General features: G+C 38.5%; 13 protein-coding genes. 5 read left to right on the top strand and 8 right to left on the bottom strand.

Annotation, left to right across the window (positions count from 1 at the left end; translation table 11 throughout):
- Positions 1-9: 9 nt before the first annotated feature.
- Complete coding sequence (locus tag AC07M3_RS08465) at positions 10-921, bottom strand: DMT family transporter (protein ID WP_494566951.1); 912 nt, start codon at positions 919-921, stop codon at positions 10-12.
- 108 nt (positions 922-1,029) lie between these two features.
- Between AC07M3_RS08465 and AC07M3_RS08460 the strand changes: the two genes are divergently transcribed.
- Positions 1,030-1,896 (top strand): LysR family transcriptional regulator, encoded by an 867-nt coding sequence (locus tag AC07M3_RS08460; RefSeq protein WP_494566952.1) that lies wholly within the window; start codon positions 1,030-1,032, stop codon positions 1,894-1,896.
- A gap of 237 nt (positions 1,897-2,133) precedes the next feature.
- Entirely contained in the window at positions 2,134-2,844 is a 711-nt protein-coding gene (cuyB, locus tag AC07M3_RS08455) for a cysteate racemase (RefSeq protein ID WP_494566953.1), read from the top strand.
- Positions 2,845-2,881: 37 nt separating this feature from the next.
- Here the strand turns inward: cuyB and AC07M3_RS08450 are convergent, their stop codons facing one another.
- A complete protein-coding gene (locus AC07M3_RS08450; RefSeq protein WP_494566954.1) occupies positions 2,882-3,778 on the bottom strand; it encodes a LysR substrate-binding domain-containing protein in 897 nt (298 codons plus the stop codon).
- Positions 3,779-3,950: 172 nt separating this feature from the next.
- Here AC07M3_RS08450 and AC07M3_RS08445 point away from each other — a divergent pair, with 172 nt between their 5' ends.
- Positions 3,951-4,370, top strand: coding sequence for a hypothetical protein (locus AC07M3_RS08445; RefSeq protein WP_003653724.1), 420 nt, complete (start codon positions 3,951-3,953; stop codon positions 4,368-4,370).
- A gap of 99 nt (positions 4,371-4,469) precedes the next feature.
- Positions 4,470-4,901: a hypothetical protein gene (locus AC07M3_RS08440; RefSeq protein WP_494566955.1), complete on the top strand. Its 432-nt coding sequence runs from the start codon at positions 4,470-4,472 to the stop codon at positions 4,899-4,901.
- A 100-nt stretch (positions 4,902-5,001) separates the two neighbouring features.
- Here AC07M3_RS08440 and AC07M3_RS08435 read toward each other — a convergent pair whose 3' ends face one another.
- On the bottom strand, positions 5,002-6,357 hold the full coding sequence (locus AC07M3_RS08435) for a S8 family peptidase (protein WP_494566956.1): 1,356 nt from the start codon (positions 6,355-6,357) through the stop codon (positions 5,002-5,004).
- Between the two features lie 35 nt (positions 6,358-6,392).
- On the bottom strand, positions 6,393-6,701 hold the full coding sequence (locus AC07M3_RS08430) for a hypothetical protein (protein WP_494567119.1): 309 nt from the start codon (positions 6,699-6,701) through the stop codon (positions 6,393-6,395).
- 593 nt (positions 6,702-7,294) lie between these two features.
- Between AC07M3_RS08430 and AC07M3_RS08425 the strand changes: the two genes are divergently transcribed.
- On the top strand, positions 7,295-8,119 hold the full coding sequence (locus AC07M3_RS08425) for a hypothetical protein (RefSeq protein WP_494566957.1): 825 nt from the start codon (positions 7,295-7,297) through the stop codon (positions 8,117-8,119).
- 60 nt (positions 8,120-8,179) lie between these two features.
- On the opposite strand, the gene astE is transcribed toward AC07M3_RS08425, so the two are convergent.
- The 4 genes from astE to astA are packed head-to-tail and all read right to left on the bottom strand — an operon-like array spanning position 8,180 to position 13,028.
- Positions 8,180-9,154 (bottom strand): succinylglutamate desuccinylase, encoded by a 975-nt coding sequence (gene astE, locus AC07M3_RS08420; protein ID WP_494566958.1) that lies wholly within the window; start codon positions 9,152-9,154, stop codon positions 8,180-8,182.
- A gap of 12 nt (positions 9,155-9,166) precedes the next feature.
- Positions 9,167-10,510 (bottom strand): N-succinylarginine dihydrolase, encoded by a 1,344-nt coding sequence (gene astB / locus AC07M3_RS08415; protein ID WP_016140063.1) that lies wholly within the window; start codon positions 10,508-10,510, stop codon positions 9,167-9,169.
- A 17-nt stretch (positions 10,511-10,527) separates the two neighbouring features.
- Positions 10,528-11,997 carry a succinylglutamate-semialdehyde dehydrogenase gene (gene astD / locus AC07M3_RS08410; RefSeq protein ID WP_494566959.1) on the bottom strand — a complete coding sequence of 490 codons (1,470 nt, stop codon included), beginning with the start codon at positions 11,995-11,997 and terminating at the stop codon, positions 10,528-10,530.
- Entirely contained in the window at positions 11,997-13,028 is a 1,032-nt protein-coding gene (gene astA, locus AC07M3_RS08405) for an arginine N-succinyltransferase (RefSeq protein ID WP_494566960.1), read from the bottom strand. The genes astD and astA overlap by 1 nt, the downstream gene beginning before the upstream one ends.
- Positions 13,029-13,040 lie beyond the last annotated feature (12 nt).

The raw sequence follows: 13,040 nt of genomic DNA, 5'->3' as shown, positions 1-13,040 counted from the left end.
ACCACATTATTATCTACTCAGCTTTGTAAAAGAATTATTCCCCCAATTCATCCACACCAAACTCCCTACAATAATCACACCACCTAATAGCACAATCATTGATGGTTTTTCATTTAAGAAAACAACTGCCAAACTCATTGCGACAATCGGCGAGCAATACAAAAAGTTCGATGCAATCGTTAACGGCATATTTTTAAGTACATAGCCCCAAAGTACATAAGCCATCGCACTGGGGAAAATACCCAACAACACAATCGACATATTGGCCTGCCAAGTGGCATGTAAAATTTCAGCAGACAACTGCGCGCTATAGAACAGTAAAGGAATGGTTCCGAACCAAATGATGTAGCACATCATGCTTAAGGCATCATAATTTAAGGCAAATTTTTTATATAAATTAAAGTAAATCGCCCATGCAATTGCTGCCAAAACAATCAACAAACTATAAGGGCTCGGCACACCAAAGCCTCGATCACCACTAACCACTAAAATGGCACCACAAAGACCTAATAAAATACACAACCACTGTTTGAAACGGATTTGCTCTTTAAAAATCAAAGCTGAAACTATAAAGGTAAATAGCGGAATAGATTGACTTAAAATGCTGGATGCAACCGCACTCACATATTTCTGCCCCGTATTTATAAGCAAGTGATGCAAGGTCACAGAGAAAAATCCTAACACCCCAAGCGCAGGAACATCTTTCCACTTTAACGGCTGAATGCCTTTTTTCATGACCAAAAGTAGTAAGAAAACCGATGCAATCAAAAAGCGAAGCAAGGCAATATGCTGCGGTGTATATGAATGCAAAGCGCTATGTACTCCAATAGGTGAATAGCCCCAACAAAAGACAGTCACAGCAATACATAAATAGAGTTTAAATGCCGGAGGCTGAGTTTCGGCAGCAAGAGAAATTGCCATGTTAAATCTGCGCTAATGAAATGGAACTCTTTCATCATATGCGCATAGATAGTTGAATAAAATTAACTTATATTGAGTCTAATATTCATTAAAAGTGAACGATAAAACATGGATATCGCTCAGTTAAAAATGTTTCAAACGGTGGTTGAATGCGGCACGATGGCCAAGGCATCTTTGCAGTTGCATTGCGTTCCATCTAACATCACGGCACGCATTAAACAACTTGAAGAAGAACTCGGCGCGCCTCTGTTTTATCGGGAAGGGAAAAGTTTAAAGCTCACCCCATCTGGAGAAATCTTTCTTAATTACTGCCAAAAAATTTTAGCGCTTTGTGATGAAGCAAAACGAAGCATTCATCCTGATGCACCACCCTCTGGTCCATTAAAAATTGGAGCTATTGAATCTTCTGCCACAACCCGTTTACCTAACTTACTCGCGAAATATCATCAACGCTATCCAGAAGTTTCCATTCAAATTATTACTGGCACATGGAAACAGCTATTAGTTGATATTTCTCAACATAAACTCGACGGAGCTATTGTCGCTGGTAATATTGAATTTCCAATGTTAAATAGGCTCAGTATTTATCAAGAAGAAATTATTTTAATTGCCCCAGAATCTTTCGGTGAAATCCACTGCCAAGAAGACTTGATTGGTAAAGAAATTTTTATGTGGACTGAAGGTTGCCCTTACCGCGCTGCACTTGAAGAATGGCTTAAGCTCAAAAATATCTCGCTTCCAATTACCAGCATTACTAGTTACGCCACTATTATTGGTTGTGTGAGTGCTGGCTCTGGTGTGTCTTTAGTACCAAAGAGTCTTTTTGAGCAATATAAAAATTTAACCAATATTCGAGGCTATAAATTTGAACACCTTGCCTTTATGCAAAACCAGTTTTTCTGGCATAAGAATGTGAGTAACCATAAAGCTCGAGATATGTTTTTAGAATTGATTAAGTCAGAATTTATAGCCTAACTTTGCATTCAAATAAAATCTTCCATGTAAAACCCTATGCTTTACATAAAATAATGATGCATAAAACACATCACGAAATTTTAAATATTTTAATTTTATTTATACAAAACAAAATGTTAATGTTATTTAAAAATTAATTATAAAAACATAAACTGCATGATCCATCCGTTTTTTGCAACGACCTCACTCAAAAGAAGCAGATGCTAAGTACATAACGTATTTTTTGAGTCATTCAGCATGAATAAAGCAATTGGAATTTTAGGTGGTATGGGTCCACAAGCCACGATTGATGCCATGGATAAAATTATTAAAAATACGCCAGCACATTGCGATCAAGAGCATATTCCTGTCATCACGGTTTCTATTCCAGACATTCCAGATAGAACGCAATCAATTATAAATCATGATGATAAACCACTCGAAAAAATGGCTGAATATCTTAAAATTTTAGAAGCGGCGCAGGTCGGCTGTATCATTATTCCCTGCAATACTGCCCACTTTTGGTTTAACCAGTTACAGCAACGTACCCAAACCAAAATGATTAGTATTATTGAATCTGCGGTTCATTTTATTCAAGACAGCCAAATTGCTGAAGTTTGTATTCTTGCGACGTCTGCCACCATAAGCACTCAGCTTTATCAAAGCCAGTTCATCCAAAACAATATTCATTTTTCTACCCCATCTGTTGAGATGCAACACAAAGTGATGCAAAGTATTTATCAATACAAAGCAGGAAATATCGAAAAATCAAAACAACTTATGAGTGAGGTTATTCATTTTTATAGACAAATCAAAAGTATAAAATTCTTATTAGCATGTACTGAAATTCCGCTCATCTTACAAGACAGTATCCAAGAAAATCCTGAACTGTTTGTTGATGCGACCGATTTACTCATTAAAAATGCGATTGCGTGGTATCAGAACTCATTAACAGCATCAGCCGCATGATTAAATAAAATTTAATGCAAATTATGCATAATTACGTTTAGGCAATGGTCCAATCAATTGCCTTCACAAAATTCCATAATCCTTCAGAAGTTGCATTAAGCCTTGCACTACTGCGATATAAATAAATATCGATAGACAGTACTGACTCTTTCATTGGCATGATCATTAACTGATTTTGTTTTAATTCATCTTGAATGCTGTAATCGGGTAACCACCCTACGCCATAACCGCCTTTGATCATGTCCTTAAGTAATAGACTCATTGAAGACACAAAATTTGTCTCAAACTTGTCCGAATGATGATCTTGTAGAAATTTATTTACCTTTTTCCCCATGTAACTGTCATCGGTATAGTTCATGAGCGGAATTGAAGTATCTTCGAGTGAAAATTTAGGTCGACCTAAATGATTTGGAGCCGTGACTAAATAAAGCTTTGCTGAAAACAACTTATGGCACAAAAATTGTGGATTCATTAAGTCATCATCATAGAAAGATGCAATAAAGTCACATTGACCATTTTTAAGAGAATCTACGGTTTCATTCACATTGATTGCCTCAACATGAAAAATCTTTTCTTGGTAGTTTTTTAAGTTTCCTAAAATTTTGGGGAAAATATATCCCGCTAAAGAATGCGCAGAAGCAATCGTGACTTTGCTTCGCACATGATTATCACCTTTAATTTGATCTATATTAAACTCAAAATCATCCAGTAAATTTCTAGCATGTAATATAAAAAGCTTCCCCTGCTCTGTTAACTGTAAAGGAGAAGTTTCTCGATCAAACACTTCAAAACCAAGACTATTTTCCAAGGCTTGAATACGACGACTCAGCGAAGACTGAGAAATATTTCTAATATCAGAAGCGACTGTAAAATTTCGGTATTTTTCTAGAACAATCAGATCATATAACCATTTTAATTCAATGTTTTGTATCACTTGAGGCTCCAGATCATTCTAGAAATTTAGATACGGTATTTAATTATATTTGAAATGATGATTTATCGTAATCAAATCGTATGGGTTTTATCTCATTGCAGTACAAGCTGTATTTTTATCAGTAAGATCAGCACTTCATCTTTTGATTCTGGTCGAGGAGGTTTTATCCAAAATGAAAACCCTAAAAACTCTATGTATTGCGACCTCTATATTGGCTTCATCAAGCTTATTTGCTGAAACAACGCAACCTCAACAAGTGAATGAAATAGCTCCTAAAACACAACCTTATGGTGATAATCCAAGCCTAGGGCGTGTACTGTTATATAAAACAGGAAAAGGCATACAAAATTTAGGAGACAATATTCAAGGTGCTTCTGAAAAGACCTCAAATAAAATTAGTGAAAAGTGGAAAAATACCAAAGAATTTACTGCTGAAAAGGCAGAAGTCGTTCAACAAAAAGCAGATACAGCAAAAGCTTTTACTGAAACAAAAATAGATCAAGCCAAGCAAAATATTACCAGTAGCCGAAACGGTGAAAACATCCCAATAGAACAGGGTGAGTTAAGTAAATCTAGCACTACGGTTAACTAAATTTTTTGGATAGCGCGATAACTTCGCGCTTTAATATAAAATACAAATATCAATCTAGACATAAATACCATTCACTATAAAGAGCTAGGAATCTGCCTTATGAATAGTCAAAAACTTCTCTTTTCAACACTATGCTGCTTAGCATTAACTGCATGTGCAACATCAACGCCCCTTTCTTCTTATTCTCAAGCTCAAGTTTTAGAGCAAGACACCAATATCGAAGCTTATCCATCAACGACAGGTAATGTGGCCAAGCTCATTAAACAAGATAATCAAGCTTGTATGATTGAATTTACAGGTTATTTAGGAGGCGGGCACGTTACTGAACACTGGGTATTTAATGATAAAGGTCTAATTTCAGCTACATCATCGACCCTACAATACCCTGATGAGTCAGGCATATTAAATCAAGCAACCAACTCTACGACTAAGAGTTCTACTACCTTTAATATTCAAGATCCTGAAATTCAAAATAACTTCAAAAAACTCCAAAATAATTTTAATGCAGCTAATTTAGCAAAGTGTAATTAAGGCTTGTCCATAAAAAAACTCGTTGCAGAAGCTTTCTTTTGCAACGAGTTATAGCCATTTAAATTTCTTGGACCTGATTTAAAAATTATAAATAAGCTATTTAGTTAGCGATCAAGCCATTTGTTGCCGTTAGCAAATCAATCCGTGGAAAAACCAAACCCGTTCTCGAATCTGTAATTGGTTTACCTGTCGTTCTGAGGCGAGTAATGGTCTGGTCTATACTTTCGGTCGGACTCACACTATTTGCTCGTAATAAAGCAATCGCGCCTGCCACATGTGGTGTTGCTTGAGACGTACCACCCATGGTGTAACCACCTGCGGTAATCATTGCACCTGGTGCTAATAAAGTCACAAGGCTACCGCCATTACTAAAACATGCCACTTTGTCTGCTGCCGTGGTTGGGTCAGAACATTTCACTGGATTCCCCCATGACACACCACCAATATTACTGTCATAAACTGCGCCGACTCTTACTGCACCCGAAACACATGCAGGAGATGAAATACCATCTGCAAATGCATCATTACCTGAAGCTACAACCGGCACGACGCCAGCAGCACGCGCATTGGCAAATGCGGTTCCATAACTACTATCACTACACTCTGAAGTATATTTAACGCCAGGAACGCCAAGACTTAAATTAACCGCTTTAATATTATAAGTTTGTGCATTGTTTACAGCCCAGTTAATCCCCGCAAGAATATCACTATCATAGGCTGTACTGACCCATTTACCTTGAGACCGCACCTTTCTAAAGACATCAATACCAATAATTTTAGTTTTGGTTGCGACTTTAGATACGATACCTGAAACATTACTGCCATGTCCGTCATCATCTAATGCTCCATCATCTGGTGCACTATCAAAAGAATAAACCACCCGACATGTGCTTGATGGTGTATTGACTGCTGTACAACCAAAATCGGAATGCTGATAGTTCACACCTGTATCAATCACCGCAACACTAGAGCCCTCACCCGTAAAACCATTGGTGTTTGCTTGTGGTTGGTTAATTAAAGGTAAGCTTTCATTGGTCGTGGTTTGATTAATACGATTTGGGTAAACCGCTTTAACATTCGGATCATTTAATAAAGAGACTAATGCTTCGCGGTTACTAATCCGATAAAAAGCTAAAGGTAAATTATTGTAGTCTCGTAGTACCTGCACACCGCCAGCACGGTTAAACCTTGCCTGTATATTCTTTTTATTTGTTGCAATATAACTCCGCCGTTCTAAACCAGAAGGCACGCTCACCGAAGGAATATTGTATTCAACAATTAAATCATTCGAATCATTAGTGACCAAGGCATCCAAATCGATTCTACCCTGAAATACTTTTTGTTTTGCTGCCTGATTTAACTGCTGTTTAGCCCCTTTAGAATCTAAAGGAAGTGCGGATGCAGTTGTACTTAATATCGCACCTAGGCTTAATAGCAATAATGTTTTACTTTGCATTATTTTTCTCCGTAGTTTTTCAACTAGCAATTTGTTTATTTCGCTTTTATTTCATTTGCTGGATCTTTTTCTGGATCAATCGGTTGAATAGAAAGATCACTTTTTGTGTTGTAAAAAGGAACGGTATCAGCTGATACCGATTGAGGATGATTTGAATGTTGAGATAGATTTTTAGCTTGAGTAGGCTCCTTAAGTTTAGAAAGAAAAGATGAAGTGTCTGGTTGTGGCGAATTCGATTCATGTAAAACCGAATTGAACACATCAGATGCACTACTTGTTGGCTTAAAATAGAGAACAACGGCGACCAAGCCGACCAATACAAGAAAGGAAGCAATAATTTTCATCATTTAAGATCTCTGTTCTTTTGTTTATAGACATCTATTTTTATTTATGATTATTCGAAATAAAGAGGTATTTCTTAAAATATATTTCATGTGAAAAATCTAATTAATGAAATATATACTCACAAGAGAAGTAGAAATATCCACACCCGAATAAGCAAAAATGTTGTTCTGCCCTGTACATTTATATTTCTGGCAGAAGGTGGTTCAAAAAAGTGCTAAAAAGCATCTTATTCTCATAATAAGCAATAACTATGCCGTTTCCACTAACAAATAATGAGACTCAAATCATAATTAGAGATATAAGTACCTAAGGAAAAAAGAGGAACTTTCAGAAAATTTGAAATTTAATTTTTTGAAAATAAAAAGATAAAATTAGACCAGCTTAATTAGAATAACTAACAAATAAACATCCTTTTTCACTTTATTATTAATTTTTATTAATCTTCACAATTTATCCCTAGTCTGTTTACTCAACGTAACACTGTTGTAACGTTTTGATGAAGTCAGTTCCCAACCCATAGTGCGTTAGCTATGATTCGTTTGCGTTTATGAAATACCTCACTAAAAAGGTATATTCTTTGAAGGATATCGCAATGAAAATGATGAAAACAGCTATCGTTACTGCAAGTGTTCTTGCTTCTGCCTCTATTTTTGCACAAAGTGCGGGCGTTAATGCAGGTGCTTCTGCCCAAGTAAATGTACAACCAGGCGGTCTTGTTAGTGGCGTAGCCAACACAGTCAAAAATACTGCACATACTGTAGGTAGCACAGCAAAACATGCAGGCCATGTTGCTGCTGACACTACGGTTAAAGCGACTAAAAAAACAACTGGTAAAGTGACTGAACTTTCTTCTAAAGCAGCAACAGGGACTAAACACTTAGCGACTGAAGCTGCAACAGGTACCAAACACTTTGCTACCGAAGCTGCGACAGGAACTAAAAATGTAGCGACTAAAGCTGCAAATGGTACTAAACATTTTGCTACCGAAGCAGTAACAGGTACTAAAAATGTAGCAACTAAAGCTGCAAATGGCACTAAAAACCTAGCAGTTGAAGCTAAAGCCGATACAAAAGCAGGTTTTGATGCTGTAAAGACTAAAGTTACAGAAAAACAAGCTGATCAAAAAGAATTTACTGCTGAAAAACAAGCTGATGCTCAAGCGCATGTAGATGCTGTAAAAACTCGCGTAGCTCAAACTCAAGCTGAGCAAAAAGAGTTTGTTGCAGACACTAAAGCGGATGCTCAGGCAAAGTTAAATGCAGCTCAACCAGCGGCAATCAATGCTAATACTGGTGTAAATGTTGGTGTTAACGTTGCTCCTGTCGGAATTAATGCAAGTGTAAATGCAGATGCGCAAGCGTCTACACAAAAAGCAGAAAAGAAATCTTGGATTAAAGGTCTTTTCGGTACTAACTAATACGTGATGCACAAAAAAGGGCGATTAATCGCCCTTTTTTATTTATTTAGAATCAATCATTCAGCTCGTTTCAGTTAAAACTAAACCTGCACGTAAACCGAGCTTCACATTTGGATTTGGAAATAAAATCCAGACCTGATCTTGCTCAACAACATAATTACCAGAAGGTTGTGTCGCAATAATCTCACCTTTTGTAAAAGTCGAAAAATTCGGAGCTTCAGCAGATAAGTTCATCTGAAAATCTTCATCTTTTTTAATTAAAGAGTCCGATACTTTAAACACTCGAATTTTCGCTTTATTGCGTGCTGGTAAAGCTTGCTCAGAAACGACATGACGAATGACTTCATCAATTGCCGCAAACTGGCTCAAGTCATTTTGTCCAAATGGCAAAGCTTTGCCCAACTCTAAAGTTGCACTCGCTGCTTTAAAATTCTCACTGGTAAAATGCGTAAACGTTTTACCTACCGCATTGTGATACACCAAAGCATCTAAATCGGCCGCTTCAAGGCTTGCAGTCAAATCAGCATCATAAGCATGTGTTTGATATGGAAATAACGCGAAAGTAGGCAATAAAGAAGCACGAATTGCGGTGTGCAAATCATAGTGATAACGTTTTGCTTGGCTAGAACTTTCATGAAAGAAAGTCGTGACAACTTGCTCTAAAACCTCAGCTCGCTTTGATTCTTCAGTCACTGACAGAGTTTTATATCCACCACAAAACATTCGGTTCACATCGTCATGCACATAACGTTTACATTGACGCATTGCATATGGGTTACCCAATACAAACAGCAACCTCACAGCAAGGTTTAAGCGTCCAGCAAATAAATCTGTGCAAAGATGAGACAACAATTCAATTGGTGCTGTTTCATTACCATGTACCCCAGCTGACAGTACGACAGCTTTGTCGTACTGTGCATGTGGCGTACATTCAAGAATTCCCTCACCTAACCAACGCCAAGAAAAATTATCTTGTTTTCCTTCACGTGTTGTAGGCTGCTCACCTTGTAAGGTTAATGCTAGAAAATCTTGCATGTCACCTCCTCCTTATTTTTGGAAAGGATAAACTGAACCCAAACCTAGAATTTTGGTCAGCTCATCAAGCGCCATACGGCTTTCCATCAATAAATGCGGATCAGCTAAATCTTCTTGAGCTAAACGATCACGATAATGTTTATCTACCCATTGATTGAGTGTGCCAAACAATTGATCATTCATTAATACTTTTGGATTTACAGCATTTAACTCGGTTTCATTTAAAGCTACGCGTAAACGTAAACATGCTGGCCCACCGCCATTACGCATACTTTCACGTAAGTCATAAACCTGAATAGCATCAATTGGTGTACCCATCTGAACCATATCGTTCAAATAACCCCACACTGCCTTATTCTGGCGCGACTCTTCTGGTACAACAATGGTCATTCCACCATCTGGGCGAGTCAAAATCTGGCTATTAAATAAATATGTTGCTACTGCATCATCAACGGTAACGCGGTTTTCAGGAACTTCAATGGAGATAAAGTCTTCACCGATGCTTGCCATTTTTTGACGAATTTCAGCAAAAGCCTGATCCTGATTTAAAAAGGCATGCTGATGATGGAATAAAACCTGTTGGTTGCTGACCGCGATTACATCATTATGAAAAACGCCTTGATCAATCACATCCGGATTTTGTTGAACAAAAACTGTATGTGCATCATCTAAACGATGCAAACGCGCGATTGCTTCACTTGCCTCACGCGTCTGACGAGCAGGATAACGTTTTGGTCCCGGCAACCCATTATTTAAATGTTGTTGACCGTAAACAAAAACTTGAACCCCACGCTTAGCATAATCACCACCTAAACGATTGTGATTTGCTGCGCCTTCATCACCAAACAAAGCCACTTGCGGCAATGCTTCATGGTGTACAAAATGACGTTCATTTTTAAAGATTGCTTGTAGAACTTGGCTTGTTGTTTCCGCTTCAATCGAACGGTGAAACTTATTGTTCAGGTTCGCTGCGGTAAAATGCACACGTTCATCCTGGCTATCTGCCGAAGGTGAAACTGTTGCCGCATTTGCAGTCCACATTGGCGAAGCTGAACTTAACGATGATAAGAGTTCAGGTGAATGACGCATTGCTTGAGCAACAACACTAATGTCATCTCCTGTAAAACCCAAACGGCGTAACATTGGAACATGGGGACGCTCATGGGGAACAAGTACACCTTGTTTCATGCCCAAATCAGCTAAAGCTTTCATCTTTAGCAAACCTTGTTTGGCTGCTAATTTTGGATTAGAGGCATTATTACGGTTTTTTGTCGATGCTTCATTACCAAACGACAAGCCCGCGTAGTGATGTGTTGGTCCCACTAAACCATCGAAATTTACTTCATATCCTTTCATTTTTCTTTCCCTAGTGTTTAAGGCAACACAATCCCTGGAGATAATTTTTCTGGTAAGGTTAAGCTTTCACTTTCAAGTGAAGCCATTGGCCAAGCACAATAATCAGCGGCATAAAAGGCGCTCGCACGATGGTTACCCGATGCCCCTACACCACCAAATGGCGCAGCACTTGAAGCACCTGTTAATGGTTTGTTCCAGTTCACAATACCGGCACGCGCTTCAATAAGTACTTGATCAAACAATTCACGTTTTGGAGAAACCAGACCAACAGACAAACCAAAGCGAGTTGCATTTGCAATTTTCAATGCTTCATCAAAGTTGTCATAACGTTGAATCGTCGTAAGTGGACCAAAATATTCTTCATCTGGAATATCTGTCACACCTGTTACATCAACAATACCTGGCGTAAGTAGCGAACTGTCTTCTTGCGGACGCGTCATTGGCAATAAACTTTTTGTGCCAAGCTCAAGCAATTTTTGCTGAGCAAGCATCATGTTTGATGCGGCAACTGATGAGATCACACCACCCATAAATGGTTGTTGTTCGTCGTTCCAACGACCAACTTTTAAGTTTTTAGCAACCTCAACAAAACGTTGAATAAATGCATCGCCTTCTGGACCATTTTTTACCAAGATGCGACGTGCACATGTACAACGCTGACCCGCCGAAACAAAAGCAGATTGAATAGTGAGATTAACCACAGCATCAATATCGATAATTTCATCAATAATCAATGCATTATTGCCGCCCATTTCAAGCGCAAGAATTTTCTCAGGAGCACCCGCCATTTGTTTATGCAAGTGATAACCTGTGTTCGCACTTCCGGTAAATAATAAACCGTCAATTTCATGTGAAGCAGCTAACGCTTCACCCGTGGTACGACCACCTTGCACTAAGTTCATCACACCATTTGGCAAACCCGCTTGTTGCCAAAGTTTTACAGTTTCTTCAGCAGTCCAAGGCGTTAATTCACTTGGCTTAAATACCACAGCATTCCCTGCAAGTAATGCAGGAACAATATGTCCATTTGGTAAATGGCCCGGAAAGTTATATGGACCGAAAACTGCAAGCACACCATGCGGACGGTGGCGTAAAGATGCCACGCCATCAGCCATTTCAGTTGAGCTTTCACCTGTACGCTGGTGATAAGCACGAATTGAAATAGCAACCTTGCCAATCATTGATTGAACTTCAGTTAACGTTTCCCAAAATGGTTTACTAGTTTCTTGGCTAATGACTTCCGCTAAGTGCTTTTTATTTTCTTCAAGCAAAGCTGCAAATTTTTCAACAATCGCTACACGCTCTACAAAAGGTAAACGTGCCCATGCTGGAAATGCAGTGCGTGCTGCTTGGCAAGCTTGCTCAACATCAGCAGCAGTAGCTTCAGCACCCGACCAGACAGTTTGGTTATCAACTGGATTTGTTTTTTCAAATGTTGTGCCGCTGCCTTGTAACCAGACACCGTTTATAAATAAAGAGTTTGACATCAGGATACTTCCATTGGATTGAGTGATAGCACACGAACAACATGACCTTCTTGTACACCGAGGTTTTCAGCTTGTTCATGCGTTAAATTTATAGTGTTATCAACAAGATCAAGCTTCATCAACATTGCGCGATAGTCATGATAATTATCATTGGCAACGAGATATTGGGTCTTACCGACCGCAGCTTCACTTGTAATTTTGACGTTTAAGAACTGACTTTCTTTTACTGCGCGTAATTCATCAATATTGGCTTCAACCGTTGGGCCAGCATCAAAAATATCGACATACCCTTGATAGCGTAAACCTTCCGACTCAAGCACATGATAGGCAGGCAAAGTTTGTGGATGCATTTTTCCAATCACCTCTTGCGCATCTTTTGGCAAGAGATCTACATAGACCGGAAAACGTGGCATAAGCTCTGCAATAAATACTTTTTGCCCAATTCCGCTTAAGTAGTCGGCAGTTGAGAAATCCATATTAAAGAAATGGTGACCAATCGCATCCCAAAATGGAGAACATCCATTTTCGTCTGAGAAACCACGCATTTCGGCAATTAATTTTTTCTCGAAATATTGCTTAAAGGCAGCGATAAACATAAAACGGATTTTCGATAAGAATTTACCGTTTTGGTTTTCACGACGCTCTGGATCTAAAAATAATGTACAGAGTTCACTGCTACCTGTTCTGTCATTACTTAAAAATAAGGTTGGTAATGACTTATATACATTTAATGCTTTTGAAGCGTGTACTTGTGTTCCAACATGAAAGTTGTACCAAGGTTCCATGAGTCCTACAGCAACCTCAATTGCACTTAAACCAATAACACGTTGAGCTTCTGTATCTTCAAGAACGAATAAATAGCCTTGTTCACTTTTATGGACATTGCCATTTAAAGTATTGCGAGTACGTGAAATTCGAGCCGAAAGTGTATCCATATTTTGTGGCAAGGAAGTCAGGCCTACACCCGACTTACCTGCTAACTTATAAATATCTTCAAGGTCTCGAAACTCGGCATGACGGACAATCATCATGGCTAGCTTCCT

This window comes from Acinetobacter sp. GW821-FHT09D10 (genome assembly GCF_059416285.1).
Note: the sequence above shows the minus strand (reverse complement) of the source record. Positions and strands in the feature narration are given on the sequence as shown.

Coding starts and splice junctions, on each gene's coding strand:
- AC07M3_RS08465 (WP_494566951.1), bottom strand. CDS start 921: ATGGCAATTTCTCTTGCTGCCGAAACTCAGCCTCCGGCATTTAAACTC.
- AC07M3_RS08460 (WP_494566952.1), top strand. CDS start 1,030: ATGGATATCGCTCAGTTAAAAATGTTTCAAACGGTGGTTGAATGCGGC.
- cuyB (WP_494566953.1), top strand. CDS start 2,134: ATGAATAAAGCAATTGGAATTTTAGGTGGTATGGGTCCACAAGCCACG.
- AC07M3_RS08445 (WP_003653724.1), top strand. CDS start 3,951: ATGAAAACCCTAAAAACTCTATGTATTGCGACCTCTATATTGGCTTCA.
- AC07M3_RS08440 (WP_494566955.1), top strand. CDS start 4,470: ATGAATAGTCAAAAACTTCTCTTTTCAACACTATGCTGCTTAGCATTA.
- AC07M3_RS08435 (WP_494566956.1), bottom strand. CDS start 6,357: ATGCAAAGTAAAACATTATTGCTATTAAGCCTAGGTGCGATATTAAGT.
- AC07M3_RS08430 (WP_494567119.1), bottom strand. CDS start 6,701: ATGAAAATTATTGCTTCCTTTCTTGTATTGGTCGGCTTGGTCGCCGTT.
- AC07M3_RS08425 (WP_494566957.1), top strand. CDS start 7,295: ATGAAAATGATGAAAACAGCTATCGTTACTGCAAGTGTTCTTGCTTCT.
- astE (WP_494566958.1), bottom strand. CDS start 9,154: ATGCAAGATTTTCTAGCATTAACCTTACAAGGTGAGCAGCCTACAACA.
- astB (WP_016140063.1), bottom strand. CDS start 10,510: ATGAAAGGATATGAAGTAAATTTCGATGGTTTAGTGGGACCAACACAT.
- astD (WP_494566959.1), bottom strand. CDS start 11,997: ATGTCAAACTCTTTATTTATAAACGGTGTCTGGTTACAAGGCAGCGGC.
- astA (WP_494566960.1), bottom strand. CDS start 13,028: ATGATGATTGTCCGTCATGCCGAGTTTCGAGACCTTGAAGATATTTAT.